Source organism: Vibrio sp. 2CM40D (genome assembly GCF_023161825.1).
In the GTDB taxonomy this organism is placed as follows: domain Bacteria; phylum Pseudomonadota; class Gammaproteobacteria; order Enterobacterales; family Vibrionaceae; genus Vibrio; species Vibrio alginolyticus.
In genome coordinates this window covers 162,260-186,816 of record NZ_JALNTL010000003.1, presented here as the reverse complement: position 1 = coordinate 186,816, position 24,557 = coordinate 162,260, and the positions used below count along the sequence as shown (strand labels likewise).

Below are 24,557 nucleotides of genomic sequence, written 5' to 3'. Positions count from 1 at the left end.
TGTTCATTTTATTGAAGAAGAAAAACTATAATCCAAGCAAATCATTAGTTTGAACACTAATGATTGTTTTATTTTAAAGGATGTATACCTAAGGAACGAAAAAGAGAAGTTTGACGATATTCGCCTGAGCTTAAAGAGTAATACGTTCGATAAAGAACCTGTCGAACGACCATTACTTGGCCTAGGTGCCCTACTCTTCTTGCCAAATTAAGTTTCTTGAAAGCGCTTAGGTATATCAGAAAAAGGAAGTACATATGTCTGACTCAAATTGGCTCAGCGAATTCCCGGAAATGGATGCCTCTGATCTCAGGGCGATTCGCAAAACACTCGACGGCGCCTACAGAGATTTCTCTCGCGAGTATGGTGAACTCATTGAGTCTCTGTTTGATCCGCTCCTGGCGTTTCTTGTCTGGTTTGAAAAACTTCTGATTTCTACACCTTGGTTCATTATTTTAGGTGTCTGCACCACTCTCGTTTATGCCGCTAGCCGCTCTTGGAAACTGGCCGCTGCATGTTTTGGTTCGCTGATTCTGATTGGCTATTTTGGAATGTGGGAAGATACTATGCGCACGCTCAGTATCATCACTGTATGTACTATGCTTGCCATCGCACTTGGTATCCCTATCGGCATCGCTATGGCGCGCTCTAATCGCATTCAGTCGGTGGTAACACCATTACTCGACGTCATGCAAACCATGCCGGCATTTGTGTATCTCATTCCAGTTGTGATGTTATTGGGCATCGGGAAAATTCCTGGCCTTATCGCAGTAGTGATCTACGCGATTCCACCGGTTATTCGTTTAACCAATTTGGGCATTCGTCTAGTTGATAAAGAAGTATTGGAAGCCGCAACCGCATTTGGTGCCAGCACTCGGCAACGGCTTTTTGGGGTTCAGCTTCCGCTTGCAATGCCAACCATCATGGCGGGAATTAACCAAACGATCATGATGGCACTGTCAATGGTGGTCATCGCATCAATGATTGGGGTAAAAGGTTTAGGTCAGCCTGTTCTAAAGTCTATTACCAATCAATATTTCACTCTTGGTCTTCTCAATGGTTTAGCAATTGTCGCCCTAGCAATCCTTTTTGACCGTGCTTCACAAGCGTATGCGAAACGCACTCAAGCTCATTTAGGAGATTCAAAAAATGACTAGTCCACTTATCGAAATCAGCGGTCTTTATAAAATCTTCGGTACCAGACCCAATAGCGTGATTGAGCGCGTTAAGTTGGGACATAGTAAAGAGCAGGTTTTAGCGGAAACGGGCCACACGGTCGGACTAAAAGACATCAACCTGCAAATTCAAAAGGGTGAAATTTTTGTCATTATGGGATTATCCGGTTCTGGAAAATCCACCATGATTCGCCACTTCAACCGATTAATCGATCCAACCATGGGGCAGATTTTGGTAGAAGGGGTGGATGTCATGCAACTTTCGAACAAAGAGCTTGAACAGTTTCGCCGTCACAAGATGTCTATGGTGTTCCAGCGCTTTGGCTTGCTGCCTCATCGCACTGTTATCGACAACATCGCATATGGTTTGGAAGTTCAGGGAATGAATAAAGAGGCGCGCTTAGAAAAAGCAAATGAATGGTTAGAAACCGTTGGACTGACGGGTTATGAGCACCAGTATCCTGCTCAACTATCGGGTGGACAGCAACAGCGTGTGGGCCTTGCACGGGCACTGGCTACCGACGCCGAAATACTGTTGATGGACGAGGCTTTTTCAGCATTGGACCCTCTGATTCGGAGCGAAATGCAAGATCAGCTGGTAGAGCTGCAACAGAAGCTGCACAAAACCATTATTTTCATTACTCATGATTTAGATGAAGCGCTTCGACTTGGCGATCGCATCGCGATTCTTAAAGACGGTGAACTTGTCCAACAAGGTTCACCAGACGAAATTTTACTGCATCCTGCCGATGAGTACGTTGAAGCCTTTGTAAAAGACGTCAATAGAGCGCGAGCACTGACGGTCGAAACGCTGATGCAGCCACCTTCGTACTGTGTTCGCGCTGAAACCATTGAAGATGCGCTGAGTGAAATGAAACGTGTTAAACGTGATTATGCCTACCATGAGACCAATGCAGGCTATCAAGGCGTGATAACACAGCAAGGATTGCTAAACGCAGCGAAGTTAACTCACCTATCAGATTGGCGTGATGATATCTATGAAGAGGTGCCTATCATCTCTCCACATTTAGCCATTGAGCAAGTGCTGACTGAAGTCATGTCGTGTGAACATTCACTGCCCGTCATCGATGAGCACGGCCATTTGAAAGGCGAATTAAATCGTCAGGTTATTGCGGAGCTGTTTTCTGATCAACGAAGCACAAAACGAGGCACTTCACGCTCAAGCTTCAATAACGTTTCTTAGATGATGTTGATAATACACCTCACAATAATGTGGGCTGTTATCAATTAACTCGCTCCCACTCCCCTTTTTAGATATTTATCTGTGGGCTCAAGCTTGATACCCAAATCAACATTTACATTGTTCTGATTTTCCTGACAATTTCATGCTCATATCCGGTTTTATTGACATAGTTAGATCATTCTATTGCTTTTTGATGACGCAAATCCTCGATAAATGTCTACTATTACTCTCATACAAAATCTTGATTTAAAGAGGGATAAAATGAAAAAGACAATGTTGGCACTAACAGGCGCGGTAATCATTCTTGCAGGCTGTCAAGATGAGAAACCTGCCGAAACAAGCGCAGTTGAAGTACCTCAGGCAACGGAAACTGAAGTCACCACCAGTGCAGACGTTACGACTGAGACAATTGACACGTTACCAGTAGAAGAAGAACAGGTAATTACTGAAGAGACATTTGTAGACTCTGAACACAACGCACAAAGTGCTCTGGACTGGAACGGCACCTACAAAGGAACACTACCTTGCGCGGATTGTGCTGGTATCGATATGACCATCACACTAAATCAAGATGGCACTTACGTACTTGAAGAAAGCTACCAAGACAAAGAAGACGGTCAATCAAAATCTGAAGGTCAATTCACTTGGGACGCAAATGGCAGCATCGTAACGTTGACAAATGAAGATGCACCAAACCAATACTTTGTTGGTGAAAACGTACTTATGAAGCTAGACATGAATGGCGAAAAAGTAACGGGTGACCTAGCACCACTATACAACTTAACGAAACAGTAAGAAGTTAGTATCAATACCTGATAAATACCCCAAATCCGAGCCACCCCAGCTCGGATTTTTCGTTATTTTAACGAAAGCTATTCCAGCAACCTTTCTATTCTGAAGCAACATTCTGCTTCTTACCCTGATTGTTCATTACATTTCCATACGCTTTGCCGATAGATGCTTACAACGTCATTTTGTACAGTGTTCAAAACAAAACAGAACAACTCGGAAAAATGATGAAAAAAACATTAATTGCACTACTTACTCTGACAGCTGCTGGCTCAGCTTTCGCTGGCGATACTTACATTCGTAACGGTAACATCTACAACAACGAAGGCGGTTGGAACGTAGAAGCTGGTGTGGCTCAAGGCAGCGATCTTTTCAAAGATCAAAAGCATAATACAGCACCAATTCTCAACGGTGGTTACCATGGTGACGACTTTAATGCCGACCTAAGTGGCATTAACTACCGCTTCTTCGGTAACACCAATGAGTTAATCAACATGAGTGCCTACCTTGTAGGTAGTGGTGTAATGCGCGACGGTGATACAGCGAAAAGCCTGAAAGGCACAGATAAACGCCGTTTCGCCGTCGATCTAGGTTTAAACGCAGACTTTACACTGGATCAAAACAACGTCATTTCTACATACCTTCAGCACGATATCAGTGGTGCTTACAAAGGTTACTTAGCGGGCGCGACTTACTTCCACATCATGAAATTCGGTAGTGTTGATTTTGTTCCTTTTGCTAACCTAACTTATCAAAGTGAAGACTACGTAGATTACTACTTTGGTGTAAAACAACGCGAAGCAAACGCAAACCGCAAAGCATACAAAGGTGATTCAACGGTAAGCTATGGTGTTGGCTACAAACTTGTTATGCCAATCAACGACAACTGGCAAGTAAGCCAAATGACACAATACACGCGCCTAGGCAGCGGTATCAGCGACTCTTCTATCGTTGATAGTGCAAACCAATGGGTTGTTGGCGCAAGTGTGTCGTACAACTTCTAATCCGATACGCCCTTATAAAGCCATCATTTCGATGGCTTTATGCGTTGGACATTTGCATCATCTTGAACACAGACTCTAGTGTGAATGAGCAATCCATAACCTATGTAAATCGCTATAGCCTGTATTTTTCACCTGCACACCTCGCACTTGCTGTGTTTTTGTCACTTCTTCGTAGCCAACAAACAAAGGCAAATATAGGTACTGATCGCGCAGCGCTTTCTCTAGGTTTAATAAAGACTGTAGCGAGTGATCATCTGCCATCGCCCTGCGAACCTTTTCTCTATGGCTTAGCATCTGGCTTTGATCAAAACTAAAACGCAGTCCAGTTGCTATCGACAGCCATTCGAAGATGCCATATTCAAATGGTGCTTCCATGACTTCCTCAATGAAGAGCAAGTCTGCTTGGTGAGACACTACCTCAGGAAAACTAATGTCATCAATAACAATGAGCTCCAACTCCAATCCCGTTGCACGAATCACACTGTGCAACCATTCGGAATGACGAATTAAACTCGGAATCGTCCAGACAGGTTCAGCTAATACCACTTTACCTTTCAGTTTAGGTATCACACCACCATCTGTTATTGATAAATCTTGCTCATGAGTCTCTAACTGAATGCTGTCAACGGCACTTGGCGCATCATAAATTCGCTTTTGCACATGGATGTAATCAGCAAGTTGATACCAAGTCTCTTTTGTGAGTTGGGATTCCACGCGTTCGCGGTAGGTCAGATATGAAAATGCGCTAATTTTTTCCACTTCAACGTGATCGGAGCTTTGGTTAAAGCTCAACATATTTAAGGTTTTAACATCACCATGAGACAGCGTTATTTGATCTAACAATGCGCGTGCTGAAAAATACTCTTTGTGTGCTTCAAGAGTCATACTCTCCTGGTTCCAGCCGCTAATTTTAAATGGCCCAGTCCCGATGTGGTAGGAATAACTAGAACCGAAAGAGACGACATCTCGACATAGAATAGACGCATGAGGAGTTGCTAGCATGTATGGAAACAACTTGTTCGGATACTTCAATATAATTTTTAAGCAGTTAGATGTTTCTGCAACCACGCTATCAATACACTGCCAGAGCTCGTGAACTGGTCCTTTTATCTCCCTAAGTCTTTCTATACTCCAAACCACATCCTGTATGTTAAGGGGCTCGCCATCATGGCGATATATGCCTGGCCGCAACCATAACGTCATTACCTTGCCTTCCATTTTCCATTCGTGTGCTAACGATGGCTCGATACCACCATTGGAATTTTGGGTCAGCAATACGTCATAAACGCTTTTCGCGACGTGTAATTCAGTGTGACGGTAAGTATTCGCAGGGTCGATTTTGGATACCCAAGGGTAAGAAGAAATCAAAATAGCGTTATTTGATTCATTCAATCGATTCACTTTTTCAGAAGCGATAGTTAGTGCTCTAACCGCGGTTTGACCGAACCAATCAATAAGTTTCGTTATTGAGTTCATTCTTCCTCTGCCAAGCTCCTCAACCAAAAACTCGGTCATCGCTTGTTGGAGGGAAATATTAATACTGAGACGGCTAGCGTTACTTCGGCCAATCGCAGGTTGCCAATCGACCCAATCGTAAGTGGCAAGCTTTTTCATCACAATAGAAACATTGCGCCTCGACGTGCAAATCACCGCTTCTAGCTCAGAAAGCGTAACAAGGTGATACTGGTGAGGTTCAAAGTGCTTTAACAGTAGATCCAGATACCTAAGATTGACATCGTTCACAAAGATTCCTAAGAGTTATTCCAAAGCAAAAAAATAGCACAGGACGCTTAGCAACTAAACTTCCTGTGCTATATCTAAACAAATTCAAAGCTTGGACTCAGCTCGACCAACAGAAGTCAAAAACGTTTACTAAGCCAAGAGGTAACTTGAATAAGTATTCTTAGAAACGGTAGCTCATACCTACAGAGAATACATTGATGTCTGCATCAACCGTTACTTTTTCATTGCCAAATTTCGCAATGTCTAGCTCAGGCATCATGTATTCCCATTCAACTTGTAGAGCAAAGTTTTCAGTAATAGCGAACTCTGCGCCTAAACCGTACATGCCTGTTACAGTGCTGTCAGAAATGGTGGTATGGCCTGCGCTACCGTCAATCACAGAGTTGCTAATTTTGAATTCAGCATTGAAGTAAGAAAGACCAGCTTTAGCAAAAAGGTTGAAACGATCGCCAATCGGTAGAGTCGCTTTTGGCTGAATCGATAGATACTTCATATCACCAACAGTAACAACTTTGCCGTCTAAAGCATCGTAGCCACCAATGGCTGCTTCTAGAGAAATGTATTCGTTGAATTTGTAACCACCGAATACTTTGCCTGAAAGGCTTGAGTCATCTTCAAGTTTAAGTTTAGTGCTAGCGTTAGTACCACCACCATTGATAGAGCCATTAACATCACCAAACGATGCTTGACCTACAGATGCACCAACGTAAGGAGCTGCGTTTGCAACAGAACATGTTGCTAGAAGGGCTGTCATTAGCCATGTTTTTTTAAACATTGTATTTCACTGCCTGTTAATTATTGAGGTTGTGTTTTGCCCATCCTTAAGCATGCCATGCTATCCATTTCACTTGGTTTCAAAACCAAGTGGATGTTAATGAATAAAAACTCAATAAAACATGAAATATTTAGACACAACTTTGCCACTTTCTTTCTTAATTTTGACAATTTAGTCATTTCACAAGCATTGCTGCTTCAACCAGTTAGTGAGCTTGATGATTTCCGCTTGCTTGGCTCGACTCTTTTTATGAATAAAATAAAAGCTGTCGCCGGTTTCCAATCCATGCGAAGGGATATACACCAAATCGTGCGCTTTATCTCTTTCATTAAGCATAAAATCATTCGCAAATGCGATGCCTTGGTCATAACGCGCCGCCTCTATTGCCAACAACATATGACTAAAATGTTGAACATCGACATCTTTCGGCAAGGTGTAACCGCCCGCTCTGCACCACTCAGCCCAGTCTTTTCCTCTCTCACGATAAATTGAGTCTGTCGACAAAATAGGGTATCGCCAAAGCGCTTCTGGAATCGGTTGATCTTGCAACTCTTTCCAAATTTTATGGCTGCAGACCGGATACAGCGTCTCCGCGTATAACTTTACCGACATGTAGTTTCGCTTTGGCTTTTCTACCGTGATAAAACAATCGCCAACGCTGTCTGTCTGTTCAGGATCACCAACGACCATATTGAGTGTCAGATCGATTTCTGGATGTAAGCGCTTAAAATCAGACAAACGAGGAATAAGCCACTTTACGGCAAGCGAGCTATAAATCGCCAACCGTATGCTGCCTTTGTCCCCTTCTCGCACCTTTTGGCTGGCCATCGCAATTGAGCTAATTGCTGGGCTAATATCCTCTAAATAGCGGGTGCCCGTATCGGACAAAGAGAGCTTTCTGCCTTGACGGATAAATAATGATTCACCCAAATAATCTTCTAATAGTCGTATCTGGTGACTAACGGCACTTTGCGTCACATTGAGTTCTTCAGCAGCAAGCGAAAAGCTAGAGTTTCTGGCAACAGATTCAAAACAGTGAACCGCTCTGAGTGGTGGCAATTTCATTATCTAAAAATCTCATACTTAAACTAATAAATATCACTTCACTTCATCCTATGACATCACCTACTCTTTGGCAAAGAAAGAGGAGAGGAAAAAGTGAAAGTTACATCGGTCGGAGCAGCGATGCTGCTATTAATTGTTGGAAATCTCATTGCGGTGCTTTCGGACTCTTTAATTAAAAGTGTCGGAAATGAAGTGCCTATTTTTCAATTTGTCTTTTTCCGACAAATTTCAGCGGTGCTTTTCCTGCTGCCAGTCTACTTGCTAACAAAAAATGCGCCTTTTCTTGAAGGGTTTAAGTGGCATGCTGTTCGCGCTCACGTATGGTTACTTGGTGCAATATTCATGGTTTTGGCGATCTCATCTTTACCGCTCGCAACTGCGAACGCGATCTTTTACGCCGCGCCATTGATCATGTTGCCGCTTGCAGCAATCTTTTTTGGCGAACAGCTATCTAAACAATCGGTCGCCGCAGCGATAATGGGCTTTGCCGGTGTATTGGTCATCATTCGTCCAGACCAAATCGATTGGGCAGCGATTTCAGCTTTAGTTGTTGCAATTACTTTAGCAATCAATAACTTGCTCATTCGAAAACTGCCAAAAAATCAGTCTGTGATGCAAACATTATTGATGACAAACTTGGCAGGTATTCCAGTAGCCTTCTTGCTTGTTCTGATCGAAGCAGAACCTTGGGACTGGAGTGCTTTCCCTGTTGCTGCTGGCTCAAGTCTGTTCATCATGATTTATGCAGCAACATGTGTCATCGCTTACCGCTCGATCGATAGCAACAAAATTGCCAGCGCTGAATACAGTGGCTTAATTGGTGCCGTGTTTGTGGGATTGATTTGGTTTGGAGAAGTGCCAGATATATTTATGGCAATAGGAACCATTATGATTGTTGTGCCTCTGGTTTGGCTTTCTAAACGAGAACGTCGTAAGAAAAAGTTGCAAGAGCAACAAGAAGCGCACGTTACTTAAAGTTGTGCTCTAACCCAAAGACTAAAAAACCGAGCCGTAAGTGCTCGGTTTTTTTATGTGGCTCTAATCGGTTTTTACGTAAGCGACTACGTGAGATAAAAACTGCCTTGCAAAGCGATCATTAAACCGGATGCGATATTCATGCTCGGCTTCCGACACTAGACGCCAGCCTTCAGCAAAGTATTCTTTGATATCATCAACCGCCTCTTCTTTATTTTTGATGTGTTTCGCGTTCCACTGATAAGTGCAAGAGACAACGATCAGCCCACCCACCTTGGTGGTTTTTTTTAGAGCATTGATCACGCTAAGTGGCGACTCACATTGATCAATCACATTTAAACATACGACTAAATCAAAGCGAGATTGGAGAGTATCGAGCTCAAAAGGCTGGTTAATTAGCGTCAAATCAACATGAGCACATTTCTGTACGATATCTCTATTCTCTACCTCTAAAGTGTTTAAGGTGTTCACATCGTGAAGGTAAGTAAGCTCGACGCGTTGTTCTTCTATTAATAGTTGCTTCAAGCCATCCATTAACCTATTTGAAGGCTCCACAAGCGTCGCTTCTTTAAGGTTAGGTAAGCGTTGCACTAACTCATAATAATTTCTTCCCAGCGCCGCCCCAACCTCAAGTAGGGAATACGGCTGAACGCTGCTTTCGATTACCGCCTGCGCAATAAAATCAGCAACTTGGGAGCAGTGAGGTGATGACAAAAAAGAAAGTGGGACTTGTTTTGAGCGACTGGTTATCATCTCAATCTGTTGCTCCTCAATGAACTTGTCGAACCATTGCGCCTCGAAATAACCAGCCAAACCGTGCTCGGTCAGGTAAAAATCTTCCATGTTTTTTCCGTTCGTACTTTAAGAAAAGTGATTGTATCGAACGCGGAAATTAACGGGTATTTCTGGCCGCACATTCCAATGGGAAAACAGATGAAAACGCCGCTTATGTGAAAAAGCCCTTTCATCTCAAAGATAAAAGGGCTTGTTAATCGCTTCGGTTAAGTCGCTAACTATTGTGGTAGAACAACGTTACCATCTTGAATTGGGAACGTTTTTGTCGCTGGCTTGCTCGCCAAACGAACCGTCGTTGGTGCACCTGAAACTTCGTAAGTGACGTCGTAACCCACTACTTTATCAGATGTCGTATATTCTGTATGACACTGTTTTTTCGTCGTTGTTACTACATCACCTTTTTGCACATTTTCCTGGATCTTACGACCTGTCAGTGCACCAGCAATCGTACCAGCTGCAGTTGCAATCACTTTACCTGAGCCACCACCGATTTGGTTGCCCAGCGCAGCTCCAGCTGCTGCGCCACCAACCGTACCAATAATTTTATTGTCATCCGCAGGGGCAACTTGCTCGGTTACTACCACATCTTTACATACTTGGTGCGGCTTTTTCACCGTTTCAGTCACCGCTTCAACCAAAGTAATGTTTGCTTGAGTTGGAGCTGGTGGCGTTTTGTCTTTACAGCCTGCTAGTACAGCAACAACTGCCGTTGCAATTGCGATAGATTTCATATTCATGATTTACATCCCAGTATGGTTTGCTTTGATGAGCGTTATGGTAAATCGCAAAAGGGAAATCACATCAGACGAAAACAAACCCTCTGTTATTAACAAGTAAAGAAACACTGTTTTATAAGAGATACGTCAAGAAACACTCAGCAGAATGTCAACAGAGCTAAAACTGTATCACTACTGATTATGATTGGACTGGACTAGTCTATGAGATTTATTTTTAAGCCAAGCTCAAAAATAGTTCGTCATCCGTTAAATACTTATGACGGTGGCTTAGATTACGCACGTGCATAAACATAAAATCAGGGAAACCAGGCGCTATAATGTTATTTGGTTCCCAGCATACACCGCCAACAAACACATATCGCCCCTGCTTGCCATCTTCGTGAAGGGGGTTATTAAGAGGAGAAGAAAACTCTGCTCGGCAACCTTCAACCACACAAACAATTTGTCCTTTAAAAAGGCCAATCACGCGCTTTACAAGATTTGCCTTGATACCACACTTCCATGCTTGGCGAGTGGCCATCTCATAGCCATATTTTCGGATCGCTTTCTTTTGCAAATGTACTACTAGGTTCATTTTGACTCCTGATTCAAGCAACTACGTGAAGCCCAAAGTCATAAAAGCAGATAGACGTCTATACCCGAGTGAGCTCATGGTACGTGGGAATAAACTACGTGATTAGACTGAGTTTAGTGTCGGATGAGATACACCGTCCACGATGCTGTAACGTATCGATTTACACCAATCAAAGGCAGATAACACATCAACTTTTGAGTGCTTTCCTGCGCTGTATCTGGTTACTTCTGTATATTACTATAACGAAATCACCCTCCACGTTTACCTATATAAATTTGTCGTAACGATAGAGGGTGCTTATCATGGAGAGAGGATAACGCCTACGCGTCGATGAGATAATTTTGACCTTCAGTTTCTAAACGATCAATCATTTTACGACACTCATTTAAATCAAGAGGTTGTTCAAAGCGGCGCTTGAGATTCATCAAAAAGAAGATATCTTCACACATGGCTTTCTCAGGTTCGTCACTGATTTTGGCGACCGGTGAACCATTGCACGTGACCATTTTTATCACGATAGAAAGTGGCTGGTAGGCTTCACCATCTTTATTGACATAATCACCCATATCATTGGCAAGAAAAGTACCGATACCAAAACTCACCTGAATACGTCCTTGGAAATACTCGCAAATATCTAACGCTTGTTCGAAGTTAAGTCCGTCGGTAAACACCAGTGTTTTTGTTAATGGGTCTATATTCAGCGACTGGTAGTGTGCAATCATTTTTTCACCCCAGCGATAAGGGCAACCACTATCGTGACGTACGCCGAAGTACGCGTTACTTAGTTCTTCATCAAAGTCTTTAAGGAAAGCATCGATACCAATCGTGTCGGTCAGTGCAATACCTAGTGCACCATTAAACATTTTTTGCCAACGTTGCAACGCCACTTTTTGCGAATCTCGCACATTCACCAGAGCTTGGTGTCCCATAAACCATTCATGAGCAACGGTGCCGATAGGCGTCAAGTTTAGCTCTTTTGCTAAGTGATAGTTGCTTGTTCCTGTCAAACATTCCGTCACTTCCTGGCACAAATATTCCAGCATAGTGCGCTGAGCTTGGAAGGAAAAACGTCGACGCGTCGACATGTCAGAAAATTTAAAGTTAGTAATGTTACGACGTTTTAGTTCCGACTTTAGGTGTCGAACTTTCTCTTCTAAAACAGTGGTAAATTGCGCAACAGGGATATCTGACCAACGCTGACGGCTACGAACTTCAGACACGATGCTCATGATGATCGTTTCGTACAAGATGGTATCTCGCCACAAACCGTTAATGGTAATTCTTAACTGGCTTGAGCCATCAGCCATGGCTTTATTATGGAAAGAGACATCACTTTGTGGGTTGAAACGGAAATGGCGCAGTGCATCAACAAAGTCAGGATTCAGGTAAGGCGCGACACGCTTAATATATTCAATTTCTTCTTGCGTAAATTGAATATCTTGCAGTTTAAGGACTTCGGCTTTTACCTCGGGCAAAAGCTCAGAGAGGTCTTCCTCACTGCGCACGATAAACTTATATGACACCATCGCATCAGGGTAAAGCGCTGTTACAGCGCTCATCATATTGACTTTGTAGACATCGAAATCCAAAGCGCTTTGAATGATGCGGGAAGAAAATAGTTTGGTGGTCATTAGGTGCCCTTCTACATGCCCTTCCTGGGTATATAACTTTTTGTTACTAACTAATTTGCGTAAACAATAAACACCCATCTATAGTTTGTCAACTTTTGTTACTAACCACTCATTTTTATAAGGTTTTTTTGTCTAGAATTCGAGCAAGCATTGTGAATAAGTCAGAGTCATCCGTAAATTTATGCTCAAACCGTATTAAGAACACTACCGAAAACGTTTCTAACAACTCGTTACTTACCCATTGATTGACCACTTGTTATGCGCTAGATTACTTACAAATCAATATTAGGACCCAACCATGATCGTATCTGTCGACATTATTCCATTCAGGCTATCTGGCTGTGCCGATAAGGGATTGGAAGTGTTGTTGATTAAACGTTCAAATCCAAATCGGCCATACCATGGAGTCTGGGCACTACCGGGCGGATTTGTCTTTGATAAAGACTTAACCAGTGAAGGCGGACGCCCGGCCGATGAAAACTTTGAAGCGGCGCGTCGCCGAATTTGCCGTGAGAAAATCCATACCTACCCTCGCCATTTTAGCGAAGCATTTATCGACGGTGATCCAAAGCGCGATCCAGAAGACTGGAGCTTAAACATTACGCACTACGCCTTAGTTGATCGTAACAATGTAGAGCAAATAAATAATGCAGGTGTACCGGAATGCCAACTTAAATGGTTTTCGCTACAGGCTATTCTCAATGGAGAAGAAACCCTCGCATTTGATCATCAAAAAACCATTGAAAAAGCGTGGCAAAAGCTTCGTGCATCCATTGAATACACATCGGTTCTTTTGTTTGCATTAGACAAAGAGTTTTTGGTTGCGGACATCATTTCTGCTTATCAAGAGTTTGGTATTGATATCAGCCGAATGACGATTAAGCGCCGCTTGATAGATTCAGGCGTACTAAAACCCACTAATAAAGTCGCTTCAACCAACAAAGGCAAAGGTGGAAAACCCGCAATGGTATATACGCTGACTAGCGACGAAGTAACCTTTTTTCAAAACTGTTTGCGTGGATAAACGCAGACAATCAGACAGACAAGGAGTCTGCCATGACTGTTCGAGTAAACTATCAAACTACAGCAGTGATCGACGTTGATCCAGAGAAAGGCTTTAGTGAGTTATGTCCAAATGAACTGCCCGTTGCAGGTGCGTTGGAAATCGTACCGGAGCTTTTGAACAATCATGCCAAAGGCCGATTAAAACTGGTCAGTCGTGACTTGCACCCACCGAAAGCAAAATGGGATGCAGAATCGCCAGCCAATATGCTTGAGCCCGTTGGTTTACCGAATGTGGATATAAAGTGGAACCGTCACTGTGTGCTTGGCACAACAGGTTCTGAGCTGCTAGATGGCTTACCACCCGTGTTGGACTACGATTTTCAAGTTAATAAAGGTATGGATCCTGACGCGCACCCTTACGGTATTTTTTTCCATGATATTGCCGACACAAAAACGACAGGCGCGCATGAATTTCTAAAGTTCAACGGGATTGATACCTTAGTTATCGGTGGCCTTGCCTTAGACTTTTGTGTGAAAAAATCCGTCATGCAAGCGCTGGAACTTGGCTACAATGTGGTAGTTAATCTTGCTTCAACTCGTGCGGTGCTGCCTGATAATGTAGAGAATGTGCTGACAGAGCTCAGAGATAATGGCGCATTATTTGTCGAAAAAGCGGACGACATCATCGTAGAAAAGTTCGCCTAGAAACGATAGTAACCGAGAAGGATTTCACCATGCATCAACATGAAAAATTGAATTACGTTGAATTTGGTTCCACTAATGTCAGTGCGACTAAACAATTTTTTGAGCGTGCTTTTGACTGGAGCTTTACCGATTATGGTCCAGAATATTCTGCATTTTCAGGACAAGGATTGGATGGCGGATTCTTCAAATCTGAGTTTATAAACCAAATCGCAAATGGTGGCGCACTTTTAGTATTTTATAGCTCAGACATTCAGGCCACTCAGACAAAAGTAGAGCAGCATGGTGGAAAAATTATCCGCCCTATTTTCGAATTCCCCGGCGGCTGTCGATTCCACTTCACTGAACCGAGTGGAAATGAATTCGCAGTATGGTCAGAGAGCCATTAAGTGATCACAAATCAACAACACACCATCAACGTGAGCCCAAGCTAGCCAGATCCGGAACTGGCATTACATTTCTGGTTGACCTCATCCTTGGTTTAATTCACTGTTAGCGCAACAATTAATCGATGAGGCGCTAGCCCTCGACCAAGGATGTCAAATGACTGCCGTCAGTTTTTTTCGCTTACTCTGCCTCGCTGCTATTTGGGGTGGCTCGTTTCTGTTTATGCGAGTCGCCGCCAACACATTCGGGCCGGCTTACTTAATCGAATTTCGAGTTACATTTGCCGCCGTCGCTTTGTTATTGATCGCCGTATATTTGAAGAAGAAACTCACGTTAACTGCGCATACTAAACACTTCTTTATTATTGGCTTATTCAATAGCGCAGTTCCATTTTTACTCTTTGCGTACGCAGCCCAGACACTGAATGCATCAACTTTAGCAATATTGAACTCAACCGCCCCAATATGGGGAGCACTAGTTGGCTTTGTTTGGTACCGCAGCCCACTCACAGCGAAATCTGTTCTCGGTATGCTAATAGGCATTGGAGGCGTTGCAGTCTTGGTCGGCTTAGATACTTCAACCATAGGTGAAGAAGCCATGCTCCCTATTGCCGCCAGTTTGATGGCTTCTTTCAGCTATGGCATTGCTACCAACTACACTAAAAATGCGCCACAAGTACCTGCTTTTGACAATGCTCACGGCAGCATGTGGGCGGCGGTTATTTGGGTACTGCCGCTGCTACCATTCTTACCAATGCGTGCAGAACCAAGTCATTTCGAATGGAGCTCTGTTGTCACGCTCGGCGTTGTATGCACAGGGTTCGCTTATTTGCTCTATTTCCGCTTAGTTTCTGATATCGGCCCAGCGTCAGCACTGACTGTCACTTTTCTTGTTCCTGTTTTTGGTATCTTATGGGGCTACTTGGTGCTAGATGAGCCCGTCGGTTCTAACACCATCATAGGAACAATTCTAGTGCTTAGCGGCACTATGCTAGTCACCGGTTTCTCCCCAACAGCAATGCTCGCGAAGCGAAAACGAAGCGTGGCTTAATCAGCCTAATATAACTTCCACACCTCGCTTTTTGATTTGTTCAAGGTCGCTTTTCGGAGCGGCTTTGTCAGTCAGCAGCACTGATATTTCGTCAGTATTACCAATTGATGAGGGATAAATTTGCCCAAATTTACTAGAATCCGTTAGAACAATATTGCGCCTTTTTTTCGCAATGATGGTTTCTGCGATCTCAGCACGCATCATGTCGCGGCTAGTAAAGCCAGTGTCTTGATGGAAGCCGTCAATACCCAAGAAGGCCGTGCTGAAATGAATGTTCTCAATACACAACTTAGTCAGCGGTCCGACCAAGCTCTCGCCTTGGTGCTGATACACGCCACCAAGCAAGATAATGTTGGCAGAAGTGTTACGGATGAGATGGGCGATATACGCCGATGGCGTAATGATGGTCACATCGCCGCGCTCAGCCAATGTCCGAGCCAACAACGCATTGGCACTGCCTCCTTCAATCAGCACTGTCTCATTCGGTGCGACCAAATCCGCAGCTTGGTTTGCGAGCGATTGTTTAATATCGAAACGTACTTCTAGGCGGGCATCAATGTCATCACTTTGCAACGCGGTAGCTGCGCCGTGAACGCGCTTTAGGTAGCCCTGTTGCTCCAGAAAGTTCAAATCCTGTCTGATGGTCACACCCGACACGCCAATGATGTCAGAAAGCTCTGTGACTTGAACGCGTTTACGGTCGTTCACTAATTGCAGGATTTCATTTTGTCTTGGGTTCACAGGTTCGCTCCTTATTGATGAGCTTACAGTATACTCACCTGATGTTTCATAAGAAAAGAACTTGAAAGTAAAAAGGAAAAAACGCGTGGTCTGATTAGCCAAGCTGTACCTTGCGAATATCGCTCCCATCAACAGATAATAGGGCAACGAAAATGGGATGGAAGAAGAGGGGTTAACTCCCTACATCCCAACAACGATAGAGACTAGGATAAAAGTAATGGAAGAAATTTACTTCGCAGGCGGCTGCCTTTGGGGCGTGCAAGAATTTATGCGCCACCTTCCGGGCGTAATCAACACAGAAGCCGGGCGAGCAAATGGCACAACGGATAACACTCAATCCGAATACGATGGCTACGCAGAGTGCGTGAAAACCCAGTTCGATGCTGAGCAAGTTTCGGTTGAAACTTTAATGGGGTATTTGTTTGAGATAATCGACCCTTACAGCGTTAACAAGCAAGGTGAAGACGTAGGTGAGAAGTACCGTACTGGTGTTTATAGCCAAAACGAACAGCATCTCACCATCGCGAAAGCGTTTATCGCAGCACGACCGGACGCCGACAAGATCGCCGTAGAAGTACTGCCACTCACAAATTATGTGCCAAGTGATGATGAGCACCAAGACAGACTCACAAACTTTCCGAATGATTACTGCCACATCCCATTAGATTTACTACATAAATACAGGGATAACTCGTAACCATTCGGTCAGCATCGCTTTAAAAGGCAAGATGCATATCAGTTTAAATCGATGCCTTCCACTAATGACAATGTCATTTCTGCCGCCGATATTTCCTTACAACCCGACGAGTTTTGTCCGCACCACAACGGTGTGAATTCATCTCGGTTTTGCTTTTCCATAAGCGCTCTTAGTTGAGCCATTTCAATGGAGGCGTATGGGAATTTCGGCGCAAACTCACTGATGTAGCCTAGCTCCGACATCGCGCGATTCACAATGCCTCTCGCTGGTCGGCCCGAGAAAACATTGGTCACTGCGGTATGTTGCGCGCGTTCACTGGCAATGGCATATCGATGTAAAGACGATGTTTTCGCCTCATCACACAACAAATAGACGCTGCCAACTTGAACGGCACTCGCTCCTAATCTCAACGCGGCTTCCACCCCACTTCTATCAGCGATTCCGCCTGCAGCAATAACGGGCAAATTCACCCGTTTGGCGATTTGTGGTAATAACGCCATCAAACTTAATTGAGTAGTTAAATCATCCGATAAAAACATACCTCGGTGTCCACCAGCCTCCAAGCCTTGGGCGATAATACCGTCAACGCCTTTTGCTTCTAGCCAAAGTGCTTCGTCCACCGTGGTCGCTGACGAAAGGATCTTCCCTCCCCACCCTCTAATTCGAGCTAACAGATCATCGTCTGGCAAACCAAAGTGGAAACTGATCACTGGCGGTGCAAATGGTTCAATCGCGTCAGCAATATCATGATTGAAAGGCATCCTTGTCGGAGCGTTTGGCTGAGCCTGAACGGTTGCATCAACCTCGGAAAAATACGGTTGCAGCGTTTTTTGCCACTTTTCGTGCTTGTTGGCGTCATACTCCGGCATTTCATGGCAAAAGAAATTGAGGTTAAACGGTCGGTTAGTTGCCTGCTTGATAAGTTGAAGTTCTTTTACGATGGCGTCTTTGTTCAGCATTCCACAAGGTAACGAGCCAAGCCCGCCAACATTACTGACGGCGATGGTCATTTGGCTGTCTTGCACACCGGCCATTGGCGCTTGAATAATCGGTAACTCTGTTCCCAAAAGTGTATTAAATACCTTGTTTATCATGATCTTTCCTTGAAAACTTAACCTTTACCTGTGATGGATCTGCGCCATCGTTATCCAGACTAGACTTTCACATGATTAAACACTTATAAAGTTAAAGTGATGCATTTGTGCGCTATGCACTTTTGATAGAAATGACAAAGGGAGCCTATGGCTCCCTTAATATGCTGAATAACAAGAATCAAAGTGACTATCGTACGACATCTGATTCAAGCTCTAGCTCTGCTACAGACAGCATGGCAAACTCTTCCTCGGCGGTTGCTGCCACCAGTTTGTTGCGGCTGTATAACCCATAATAAACACCACCGATAAGAAACAATCCCATTGTCATGAAAAAGGCTGAGGGATCAAAAGCATAAACACCTGTCATTGCGATCAAAGAAAGCACCAGAGAAATACTCGAAGTAATTATCCCACCAGGCGTTTTATATGGACGAGTTAATTCCGGCTGTTTAATTCGCAATAAAATATGGCTCAAGGACATTAATGCGTACGATACAGTCGCACCGACAACAGCCATCGCCAAGATTAAGTCCCCCTCACCCGTAAGTGAAACCAAGAACCCAAAAACGCCCGGAACCAAAAGCGCACGAGAAGGCACTTTTTTGTCACTGGTTAATGACAAAGTTTGCGGTAAATAACCCGCGCGGGAAAGCGCAAACACCAAGCGACTGTAACCATAAATGATTGAAAAGAAAGAAGCGATAAGGCCAGCCAATCCAAGTAAGTTCACGGCCATTGCTACCGTTGAATTGCCCGTAAGCTTTAGGGCGTCAACTAATGGCACCGCGCTATCGCCTATGACCTTTGAGCCAACCGCACCAGCCAAAAGGACGACTACGAGAGTTGCGGTTAGCAATAAAAACAGCATCGCACCAATGATGCCTTTGGGAACATCTTTTGCCGGATTTTTTGCCTCCTCTGCCGCTAAAGGCACACCTTCAACCGCAAGAAACAACCACATTGCAAATGGCAACGCAGCCCATACGCCATACCACCCAAACGGCAAGATTTCTGTTGCCTGAGCCGTCGCCGGAGCAATATCGAATAAGTTATTAACATCAAAGTGACCAATAAGCACAGCAGCAGTAATGAGAATAGCTAGCACAGCCAAACCGCTGATGACCATCATCACTTTGAGAGCTTCGCCAACACCTGCCATATGAATAGCGATAAAGACGGCGTAGAAAAGTGCGTAAACAACAGGGCCATCGATACCAACCAATTCATTCACGGCTGAGCCAATAAAAATCACTATCGCAGCAGGCGCGAGCGCATATTCAATCAAAACTGATAAGCCAGTGAAAAAGCCGCCTGTCGGCCCCATCGCCTGTCTTGCGAAGCTGTAACCACCACCCGCAGCAGGAATAGCCGCAGACATTTCAGCTAAAGACAATACTAGCGTGAAATACATTACTGCCATCGCGATAGCAGCAATAAGAAAGCCTCCCCATCCTGCTTGAGCGATGCCAAAGTTCCAACCGGCGAAGTCACCAGATATAACATACGAGACACCTAAGCCAGCAAGTAAAATCCAACCTGCGGTGCCTCTTTTTAGCTGCCTTTTGGCCAAGTACTCCTGATGTTTAGACATAGTAAATCCTTCTACTTTGATGAAATTAAAAAGTTGTCGCTGTGTTTATCTTCAACGCTTGCGCCACTTGGCTCATTGATATCTGAGCGATCTTTCAGATTCACTCCTGACAGTTGTAATTTTCGAGCTTCCTTGAGCAAGTAAAATGCGCGTTCACAGGCATCGTCATAGTTGAGCCCCTGAGGGCGCACATTGGAAATGCAGTTTCTTTGGGAATCTTTAGAGCCTCGTTTAGCCCCCCAAGTGAGATACATACCCATGCTATCCGGAGAAGTTAGACCGGGTCTCTCTCCAATTAAAACCAGCACGGCCTTGGCGTTAAAACATTCACCAACATCATCCCCTACCGCTACTCTTCCTTGCTTTACGACTGTGATAGGTGCGAATTTCCATTGATGTTCATCATCAGCGCTTAAAAGAGAAATCAATCGAGTAACAACAGGCACGGCATGGTTTTGAATTGCGACGGAAGAAAGTCCATCAGCAATAACAATCGCAAGATCAATGTCAGTGTTATGCTCATTTGCTATCAAGTTGAGCGTTTGCCAAGAAGATTCATCGAGTTGCCTTCCTAAATCGGGCCTTTGCAGGTACATAAGCCGATCACTCACTTGGCTGCTCACTACCACTGGAGGCTCTAAGGTATTTTCAAGAATCGAGTAAGAGTCCGACAAACCAGCAACGAGAGACTCAATATTCAAACTGCAATGCACTGCATCCATAGCTTGGGCATGATCCAGCTGAAATGAGAGTAACTCGTTGGTTGGTACACTGTTTCCGCTGCGACCCAGAGCGATCCGAGCAGAGGTGAAGTCGCGTAACTTGCCCCAAGGGTTGTGTGTGACAACTCCAGACTCATCTTGTGGGGACTGAGCAATGGTGATTACTTTACCCATGAGCATACCCCTTATTCAGTTGGTTAATTGCTCCCGAAAACGAGCGAGAGATTTGCTCACTTAACCGAACGTCTTGCACGCTCTCGAAAATCTGCATCTCCATTAACCATTTTTCAAACTCTGGTGCTGGCTTCAAACCGAGTACTTTTCTTGCGTAAAGGGCATCGTGAAATGAGGTAGTTTGATAGTTGAGCATGATGTCATCAGACCCTGGAATACCCATGATGAACGAGCACTCGGCCACACCTAATAGTGTCAGCAAGTTATCCATGTCATTCTGATCGGCATAGGCATGATTGGTGTAACAGATATCGCAACCCATAGGTAAACCAAGCAACTTCCCACAGAAATGATCTTCAAGCCCAGCACGAATGATCTGTTTGCCATCAAACAGATACTCAGGGCCAATAAACCCAACGACAGTATTAACCAACAAAGGATCGAACTGTTTCGCGACAGCATAAGCGCGGGCTTCACAAGTCTGCTGATCGACCCCATGAAATGCATTCGCAGACAGCGCTGTACCTTGTCCGGTTTCAAAATACATCACATTGTTTCCTACACTACCTCGATTCAAAGACAACGCGGCTTCATGGGCCTCTTTCAAAATCGACAAGTCGATTCCGAAGGTATCATTCGTCCCTTGCGTGCCGCCTATCGACTGAAAAACGAGATCGACTGGTGCACCCATTTCAATGGCTTCGATCGTGTTCGTGACATGAGTTAACACACAAGACTGAGTCGGTATTTGATAGTGTTGAATCACCTCATCCATTAAGTTCATTAACTTAATAGCTTGAGGTACATTATCTGTTGCCGGATTGATACCGATAACCGCATCGCCATTTCCGTACATCAGACCATCAAAAATGGTCGCTGCGATACCGTTGAGAGAATCAGTGGGATGATTCGGCTGTAAGCGAGTAGACAGGCGACTCGGCAAACCTATCGTATTCCGAAAAGCCGTGACAACTTGGCATTTTTTAGCAACGAGAATCAAATCCTGGTTGCGCATAATCTTACTGACTGCGGCCACCATTTCTGGTGTTAAACCTTGACGAATTTTAGCCAACGTTTCACCATCGGCTTCTTCACTCAGCAGCCAATTTCGAAAATCTCCGACCGTCAAGTGCTCAATCGGCTTAAAGGCTTCAAGGTCATGCGTATCGATAATTAGGCGAGTGATATCGTCGCTTTCGTATGGAATAACCGCCTCGTTAAGAAACGTTTTAAGTGGTAACTCAGACAGCGCCATTTGTGCGACTACACGTTCTGCCGCTGACTGAGCACAAACCCCGGCTAACGCATCGCCTGAGCGCTCCGGTGTCGCTTTCGCCATCAAGTCAGCTAATGACTTAAAGGTATAGACTTTACTTCCTTGTTGCCGACGATAAGTTGCCGTCATTGCTCTTCCTCTTCACTATTTGGTTCGCTTTTTGCTGAACTATCAATAAGCTTTAAGAAAGTATTGCCAAATGTGTTCCGTAGCGTTATCAAAAACTGGCAACATTTATAAACCAATAATAAACAATGAGTTATGTAAATACTGCTCCAACATGACTCACAAAAAAGGAATGAGCATCACAAGGATGAGTAACCAAATGCCCCAAACTGCACCAATGCTGTGCATCCATCACACTAAGGATGCAAACCAACAAGCTGCGAGTCTGATAAACTGGCAACAGGAATATGACCAACTCAGCGATGGTCGATTTTTAGGTCAAATTCGAGAACGACGATTTCCCAATTTCCATGTATTTCGTGAAGACAGTAACCGCTCGCTAAGACAGCAATGCAGGGTTGAACAGGGAGGTATTTGGTTGGGTTTGAGTACGGAAAATAAGCCGCTACACCTAAATCACAGTCAGTTTAATTCAAGCCAACTTTTGCTTAGGCAAGGTGGCGCTGATTTTGAGTTAATGACACCGGAGCAGTTTTCTATCTATGGAATAGTGCTCGACAAAAACTTCGTTCACATCATAGAAAATCAACTTGAGCTTGGGAGTATCCAAAACAACACATTACACTTAACGGGTTTGACGGAAAAACACATTCAACAACTTAAATACTACTTAGGCACGTTACTTGGTTCCGCCGAGCCAAGATGGTCTGAAACCACACATCAAGCAATCTTAAAAGATATTGTGCTGGAGTTGTTCTCACTCAGTTCACTGCACACGAGCCATCCGATATCAATCTCTCATCGTCAACACGTGATGCACCGTATAAAACAACAGCTACAGGATCTAGACTACCGTACACCGATAACCGTCAGTGAACTGTGTGACGCAGTACACGTCAGTCGTCGCACACTACAGTACACCTTTGAACATTGCTGTAATACTTCCCCAAAGCAGTTCATACATCGAATGCGCTTGAATCAAGTACGTAGAGTGCTACAAAGCCCTGAAGATAATCGAACAATTGCAGAAATCGCTTTTGACTTTGGTTTTTTCCATCTCGGGCAGTTCAGTCAAAGCTACAAGCGGCTATTTGGTGAGACGCCAACTGAAACGAGAAAATGGGAGTCCAGCAAATAAAATGACAGGCAGTATATTCTTTCAGATCCTGCGTTGGGGCCATGTTATGCAGTCGCAATGATTTGCTGAAACTTAGCATGAAGCTCTTCAAGTGCCGCTTCAACATCCGGTTCTGCACGGCTCAAGTGCGAGATTAACGTCATAAAATAGCAGTCAAAAATCAGCGGTATTTTTCCCTCAAGGACGGAGCTTCCGTTTACAGATTGAAACAAAGCTTGGTTAAACGACTGATAATAATCCAAATCCCAAATCACCTCTTTCAACAAGGCTCGGCTCAGCTCAACGTTCGCAAAATAGTAGCGATAGTATTTCTCCGTCAGCGCCAAACCAATGTCGATATCGGTTTTACCTTCCACACTGACTAGCGTTTCTTGGCTGATCTGTTGCAGTTGCGCCAGCATCCCTTCGCGCAAAATCGACAGTTTAGTCGGGAAATGGCTAAACACTGTGCCATCGGCTACTCCTGCTTCTCTCGCTATCTGCCTTGTGGTCGTCATGTCATAGCCATTTTGAGCAAAAGATGCCCATGCGGCTTTTAGAATTTTATCTCTGGTTTGTTGTCGCTTCGTCATTGATGTGTCTGCTTAATGAGCCTGAAAGGATCATACCTTGCGTGGTTGAGATTGACAAATTGAGCGCGCTCATTTATAAAATTGAGCATGCTCATTTTATATAAAAACAAAAGGAATCGCTCATGTACGTATTAAACAAACTAGGCCAAGGATTGATTTTCTTCCCGACCATCTTCTGCTTTTCGTATATTTTAAGACCGATATTAATGGTCATCCTTATTCCAGGAGGACTCGCACTTTTGGCGTTAATCGGTGGCGCAGAAGTCAGAGCGGAACTCAAAGCCATGCTGCTTGAGGAGTTTTTTGGCGTTAGCCCATCGCACACCACCTCGAAAAAGGCGTGAGTGCGCTACAAACGTTGGCAAGGCTAAGTAAAAAAGAAAACGCGCAGATATCGAGATCTCAATACCTGCGCGTAGATGTGGTGAAAATAAGACTGGCGTTAGTCAGTATTCATGTTCTGACCAATTCGCCATAAAACGCCGCTAGGGTCAAACAAACAACATTCGCGCATGCCCCAAGGTTGCTCGACCAGCTCAGTCAAACGCGAACCAAATTCTTCATGACCCACTTTGGATAAGTGCTGATGCCAGCTTTCTGCGTCTTCTACGAGCAAGTGCATCATAAAGTTATTGCCGTGTTCTGGCTCATAAAAATTCTGTAAAAGAAACGCGCAGCTACCTTGAGAGAAGTATGCTACATCACCGAAGTCCGATGCCATTTCAAAGCCAATCGCCTCATAAAAGCGTTTTGATAGCGCGTAATCTTTCGCCGGAACAAATGATTTGATTTCAACAATATTGAGGTTTTCCATTTCC

The 24,557-nt window shown here is 44.2% G+C and carries 26 protein-coding genes; 12 read left to right on the top strand and 14 right to left on the bottom strand.

The features are described 5' to 3' along the window. Nucleotides 1–254: 254 nt before the first annotated feature. From MTF70_RS07465 to ompV, 4 genes are all read left to right on the top strand, one after another. A complete protein-coding gene (locus tag MTF70_RS07465; RefSeq protein ID WP_053304614.1) occupies nucleotides 255–1,154 on the top strand; it encodes a proline/glycine betaine ABC transporter permease in 900 nt (299 codons plus the stop codon). Next, nucleotides 1,147–2,376: a glycine betaine/L-proline ABC transporter ATP-binding protein gene (locus tag MTF70_RS07460; protein ID WP_191115942.1), complete on the top strand. Its 1,230-nt coding sequence runs from the start codon at nucleotides 1,147–1,149 to the stop codon at nucleotides 2,374–2,376. The genes MTF70_RS07465 and MTF70_RS07460 overlap by 8 nt, the downstream gene beginning before the upstream one ends. A gap of 261 nt (nucleotides 2,377–2,637) precedes the next feature. Then, a complete protein-coding gene (locus MTF70_RS07455; protein WP_005373930.1) occupies nucleotides 2,638–3,171 on the top strand; it encodes a copper resistance protein NlpE in 534 nt (177 codons plus the stop codon). A gap of 221 nt (nucleotides 3,172–3,392) precedes the next feature. Beyond that, nucleotides 3,393–4,169, top strand: coding sequence for an outer membrane protein OmpV (gene ompV / locus MTF70_RS07450; RefSeq protein WP_017635134.1), 777 nt, complete (start codon nucleotides 3,393–3,395; stop codon nucleotides 4,167–4,169). A 75-nt stretch (nucleotides 4,170–4,244) separates the two neighbouring features. Here ompV and MTF70_RS07445 read toward each other — a convergent pair whose 3' ends face one another. The 3 genes from MTF70_RS07445 to MTF70_RS07435 form a co-directional block, all read right to left on the bottom strand. After that, nucleotides 4,245–5,912 (bottom strand): ABC transporter substrate-binding protein, encoded by a 1,668-nt coding sequence (locus MTF70_RS07445; protein WP_017635133.1) that lies wholly within the window; start codon nucleotides 5,910–5,912, stop codon nucleotides 4,245–4,247. 160 nt (nucleotides 5,913–6,072) lie between these two features. Further along, nucleotides 6,073–6,687, bottom strand: coding sequence for an outer membrane beta-barrel protein (locus tag MTF70_RS07440; protein WP_005373936.1), 615 nt, complete (start codon nucleotides 6,685–6,687; stop codon nucleotides 6,073–6,075). A gap of 180 nt (nucleotides 6,688–6,867) precedes the next feature. After that, the gene (locus MTF70_RS07435) at nucleotides 6,868–7,752 is read right to left on the bottom strand and encodes a LysR family transcriptional regulator (RefSeq protein ID WP_005387224.1); all 885 of its coding nucleotides are present in this window, start codon (nucleotides 7,750–7,752) and stop codon (nucleotides 6,868–6,870) included. 93 nt (nucleotides 7,753–7,845) lie between these two features. Here MTF70_RS07435 and MTF70_RS07430 point away from each other — a divergent pair, with 93 nt between their 5' ends. Next, nucleotides 7,846–8,727 (top strand): DMT family transporter, encoded by an 882-nt coding sequence (locus MTF70_RS07430; protein WP_005373940.1) that lies wholly within the window; start codon nucleotides 7,846–7,848, stop codon nucleotides 8,725–8,727. 63 nt (nucleotides 8,728–8,790) lie between these two features. On the opposite strand, the gene MTF70_RS07425 is transcribed toward MTF70_RS07430, so the two are convergent. The 4 genes from MTF70_RS07425 to pncB all read right to left on the bottom strand — a co-directional run bounded on the left by MTF70_RS07425 (nucleotide 8,791) and on the right by pncB (nucleotide 12,464). Beyond that, complete coding sequence (locus MTF70_RS07425) at nucleotides 8,791–9,570, bottom strand: methyltransferase domain-containing protein (RefSeq protein ID WP_033906303.1); 780 nt, start codon at nucleotides 9,568–9,570, stop codon at nucleotides 8,791–8,793. A 170-nt stretch (nucleotides 9,571–9,740) separates the two neighbouring features. Continuing rightward, complete coding sequence (locus tag MTF70_RS07420; protein WP_005373945.1) at nucleotides 9,741–10,259, bottom strand: glycine zipper 2TM domain-containing protein; 519 nt, start codon at nucleotides 10,257–10,259, stop codon at nucleotides 9,741–9,743. 214 nt (nucleotides 10,260–10,473) lie between these two features. Further along, a complete protein-coding gene (locus tag MTF70_RS07415; RefSeq protein WP_033906302.1) occupies nucleotides 10,474–10,833 on the bottom strand; it encodes a hypothetical protein in 360 nt (119 codons plus the stop codon). A gap of 320 nt (nucleotides 10,834–11,153) precedes the next feature. Further along, nucleotides 11,154–12,464 carry a nicotinate phosphoribosyltransferase gene (gene pncB / locus MTF70_RS07410; protein WP_205461099.1) on the bottom strand — a complete coding sequence of 437 codons (1,311 nt, stop codon included), beginning with the start codon at nucleotides 12,462–12,464 and terminating at the stop codon, nucleotides 11,154–11,156. 298 nt (nucleotides 12,465–12,762) lie between these two features. Between pncB and MTF70_RS07405 the strand changes: the two genes are divergently transcribed. The 4 genes from MTF70_RS07405 to MTF70_RS07390 all read left to right on the top strand — a co-directional run bounded on the left by MTF70_RS07405 (nucleotide 12,763) and on the right by MTF70_RS07390 (nucleotide 15,608). Next, nucleotides 12,763–13,488, top strand: coding sequence for an NUDIX domain-containing protein (locus MTF70_RS07405; RefSeq protein WP_005373953.1), 726 nt, complete (start codon nucleotides 12,763–12,765; stop codon nucleotides 13,486–13,488). A 32-nt stretch (nucleotides 13,489–13,520) separates the two neighbouring features. Beyond that, the gene (locus MTF70_RS07400) at nucleotides 13,521–14,174 is read left to right on the top strand and encodes an isochorismatase family protein (protein ID WP_033906301.1); all 654 of its coding nucleotides are present in this window, start codon (nucleotides 13,521–13,523) and stop codon (nucleotides 14,172–14,174) included. Nucleotides 14,175–14,203: 29 nt separating this feature from the next. After that, nucleotides 14,204–14,560, top strand: coding sequence for a VOC family protein (locus MTF70_RS07395; protein WP_033906300.1), 357 nt, complete (start codon nucleotides 14,204–14,206; stop codon nucleotides 14,558–14,560). Between the two features lie 154 nt (nucleotides 14,561–14,714). After that, nucleotides 14,715–15,608, top strand: coding sequence for a DMT family transporter (locus MTF70_RS07390; protein ID WP_005373960.1), 894 nt, complete (start codon nucleotides 14,715–14,717; stop codon nucleotides 15,606–15,608). On the opposite strand, the gene MTF70_RS07385 is transcribed toward MTF70_RS07390, so the two are convergent. Further along, the gene (locus MTF70_RS07385; protein WP_054576166.1) at nucleotides 15,609–16,349 is read right to left on the bottom strand and encodes a DNA-binding transcriptional regulator YciT; all 741 of its coding nucleotides are present in this window, start codon (nucleotides 16,347–16,349) and stop codon (nucleotides 15,609–15,611) included. Nucleotides 16,350–16,566: 217 nt separating this feature from the next. Between MTF70_RS07385 and MTF70_RS07380 the strand changes: the two genes are divergently transcribed. Then, on the top strand, nucleotides 16,567–17,046 hold the full coding sequence (locus MTF70_RS07380) for a peptide-methionine (S)-S-oxide reductase (protein ID WP_005388723.1): 480 nt from the start codon (nucleotides 16,567–16,569) through the stop codon (nucleotides 17,044–17,046). A 38-nt stretch (nucleotides 17,047–17,084) separates the two neighbouring features. Here the strand turns inward: MTF70_RS07380 and MTF70_RS07375 are convergent, their stop codons facing one another. The 4 genes from MTF70_RS07375 to MTF70_RS07360 form a co-directional block, all read right to left on the bottom strand. Then, a complete protein-coding gene (locus MTF70_RS07375; RefSeq protein ID WP_033906298.1) occupies nucleotides 17,085–18,140 on the bottom strand; it encodes a nitronate monooxygenase in 1,056 nt (351 codons plus the stop codon). Nucleotides 18,141–18,327: 187 nt separating this feature from the next. Then, complete coding sequence (gene eat / locus MTF70_RS07370; protein ID WP_005373969.1) at nucleotides 18,328–19,731, bottom strand: ethanolamine permease; 1,404 nt, start codon at nucleotides 19,729–19,731, stop codon at nucleotides 18,328–18,330. A gap of 11 nt (nucleotides 19,732–19,742) precedes the next feature. Further along, nucleotides 19,743–20,627 carry an ethanolamine ammonia-lyase subunit EutC gene (gene eutC, locus MTF70_RS07365; protein ID WP_205461100.1) on the bottom strand — a complete coding sequence of 295 codons (885 nt, stop codon included), beginning with the start codon at nucleotides 20,625–20,627 and terminating at the stop codon, nucleotides 19,743–19,745. After that, a complete protein-coding gene (locus MTF70_RS07360; protein WP_205461101.1) occupies nucleotides 20,620–22,032 on the bottom strand; it encodes an ethanolamine ammonia-lyase subunit EutB in 1,413 nt (470 codons plus the stop codon). The genes eutC and MTF70_RS07360 overlap by 8 nt, the downstream gene beginning before the upstream one ends. Before the next feature lie 184 nt (nucleotides 22,033–22,216). Between MTF70_RS07360 and MTF70_RS07355 the strand changes: the two genes are divergently transcribed. Continuing rightward, nucleotides 22,217–23,167 carry a helix-turn-helix domain-containing protein gene (locus MTF70_RS07355; protein WP_064354512.1) on the top strand — a complete coding sequence of 317 codons (951 nt, stop codon included), beginning with the start codon at nucleotides 22,217–22,219 and terminating at the stop codon, nucleotides 23,165–23,167. Nucleotides 23,168–23,211: 44 nt separating this feature from the next. Here MTF70_RS07355 and MTF70_RS07350 read toward each other — a convergent pair whose 3' ends face one another. Beyond that, nucleotides 23,212–23,739, bottom strand: a complete 528-nt coding sequence (locus MTF70_RS07350) for a TetR/AcrR family transcriptional regulator (protein ID WP_005373975.1) — start codon at nucleotides 23,737–23,739, stop codon at nucleotides 23,212–23,214. A 122-nt stretch (nucleotides 23,740–23,861) separates the two neighbouring features. Here MTF70_RS07350 and MTF70_RS07345 point away from each other — a divergent pair, with 122 nt between their 5' ends. Beyond that, on the top strand, nucleotides 23,862–24,083 hold the full coding sequence (locus MTF70_RS07345) for a hypothetical protein (RefSeq protein ID WP_017635120.1): 222 nt from the start codon (nucleotides 23,862–23,864) through the stop codon (nucleotides 24,081–24,083). A 98-nt stretch (nucleotides 24,084–24,181) separates the two neighbouring features. Here MTF70_RS07345 and MTF70_RS07340 read toward each other — a convergent pair whose 3' ends face one another. Continuing rightward, nucleotides 24,182–24,553, bottom strand: coding sequence for a VOC family protein (locus MTF70_RS07340; RefSeq protein ID WP_005373979.1), 372 nt, complete (start codon nucleotides 24,551–24,553; stop codon nucleotides 24,182–24,184). Nucleotides 24,554–24,557: the final 4 nt, after the last annotated feature.

What these genes read in the sequence shown, in the direction of transcription:
- MTF70_RS07465 (WP_053304614.1), top strand. Translation starts at nt 255, where the DNA reads ATGTCTGACTCAAATTGGCTCAGCGAATTCCCGGAAATGGATGCCTCT.
- MTF70_RS07460 (WP_191115942.1), top strand. Translation starts at nt 1,147, where the DNA reads ATGACTAGTCCACTTATCGAAATCAGCGGTCTTTATAAAATCTTCGGT.
- MTF70_RS07455 (WP_005373930.1), top strand. Translation starts at nt 2,638, where the DNA reads ATGAAAAAGACAATGTTGGCACTAACAGGCGCGGTAATCATTCTTGCA.
- ompV (WP_017635134.1), top strand. Translation starts at nt 3,393, where the DNA reads ATGAAAAAAACATTAATTGCACTACTTACTCTGACAGCTGCTGGCTCA.
- MTF70_RS07440 (WP_005373936.1), bottom strand. Translation starts at nt 6,687, where the DNA reads ATGTTTAAAAAAACATGGCTAATGACAGCCCTTCTAGCAACATGTTCT.
- MTF70_RS07435 (WP_005387224.1), bottom strand. Translation starts at nt 7,752, where the DNA reads ATGAAATTGCCACCACTCAGAGCGGTTCACTGTTTTGAATCTGTTGCC.
- MTF70_RS07425 (WP_033906303.1), bottom strand. Translation starts at nt 9,570, where the DNA reads ATGGAAGATTTTTACCTGACCGAGCACGGTTTGGCTGGTTATTTCGAG.
- MTF70_RS07420 (WP_005373945.1), bottom strand. Translation starts at nt 10,259, where the DNA reads ATGAATATGAAATCTATCGCAATTGCAACGGCAGTTGTTGCTGTACTA.
- MTF70_RS07415 (WP_033906302.1), bottom strand. Translation starts at nt 10,833, where the DNA reads ATGAACCTAGTAGTACATTTGCAAAAGAAAGCGATCCGAAAATATGGC.
- pncB (WP_205461099.1), bottom strand. Translation starts at nt 12,464, where the DNA reads ATGACCACCAAACTATTTTCTTCCCGCATCATTCAAAGCGCTTTGGAT.
- MTF70_RS07405 (WP_005373953.1), top strand. Translation starts at nt 12,763, where the DNA reads ATGATCGTATCTGTCGACATTATTCCATTCAGGCTATCTGGCTGTGCC.
- MTF70_RS07400 (WP_033906301.1), top strand. Translation starts at nt 13,521, where the DNA reads ATGACTGTTCGAGTAAACTATCAAACTACAGCAGTGATCGACGTTGAT.
- MTF70_RS07395 (WP_033906300.1), top strand. Translation starts at nt 14,204, where the DNA reads ATGCATCAACATGAAAAATTGAATTACGTTGAATTTGGTTCCACTAAT.
- MTF70_RS07390 (WP_005373960.1), top strand. Translation starts at nt 14,715, where the DNA reads ATGACTGCCGTCAGTTTTTTTCGCTTACTCTGCCTCGCTGCTATTTGG.
- MTF70_RS07380 (WP_005388723.1), top strand. Translation starts at nt 16,567, where the DNA reads ATGGAAGAAATTTACTTCGCAGGCGGCTGCCTTTGGGGCGTGCAAGAA.
- MTF70_RS07375 (WP_033906298.1), bottom strand. Translation starts at nt 18,140, where the DNA reads ATGATAAACAAGGTATTTAATACACTTTTGGGAACAGAGTTACCGATT.
- eat (WP_005373969.1), bottom strand. Translation starts at nt 19,731, where the DNA reads ATGTCTAAACATCAGGAGTACTTGGCCAAAAGGCAGCTAAAAAGAGGC.
- eutC (WP_205461100.1), bottom strand. Translation starts at nt 20,627, where the DNA reads ATGGGTAAAGTAATCACCATTGCTCAGTCCCCACAAGATGAGTCTGGA.
- MTF70_RS07360 (WP_205461101.1), bottom strand. Translation starts at nt 22,032, where the DNA reads ATGACGGCAACTTATCGTCGGCAACAAGGAAGTAAAGTCTATACCTTT.
- MTF70_RS07355 (WP_064354512.1), top strand. Translation starts at nt 22,217, where the DNA reads ATGAGTAACCAAATGCCCCAAACTGCACCAATGCTGTGCATCCATCAC.
- MTF70_RS07350 (WP_005373975.1), bottom strand. Translation starts at nt 23,739, where the DNA reads ATGACGAAGCGACAACAAACCAGAGATAAAATTCTAAAAGCCGCATGG.
- MTF70_RS07345 (WP_017635120.1), top strand. Translation starts at nt 23,862, where the DNA reads ATGTACGTATTAAACAAACTAGGCCAAGGATTGATTTTCTTCCCGACC.
- MTF70_RS07340 (WP_005373979.1), bottom strand. Translation starts at nt 24,553, where the DNA reads ATGGAAAACCTCAATATTGTTGAAATCAAATCATTTGTTCCGGCGAAA.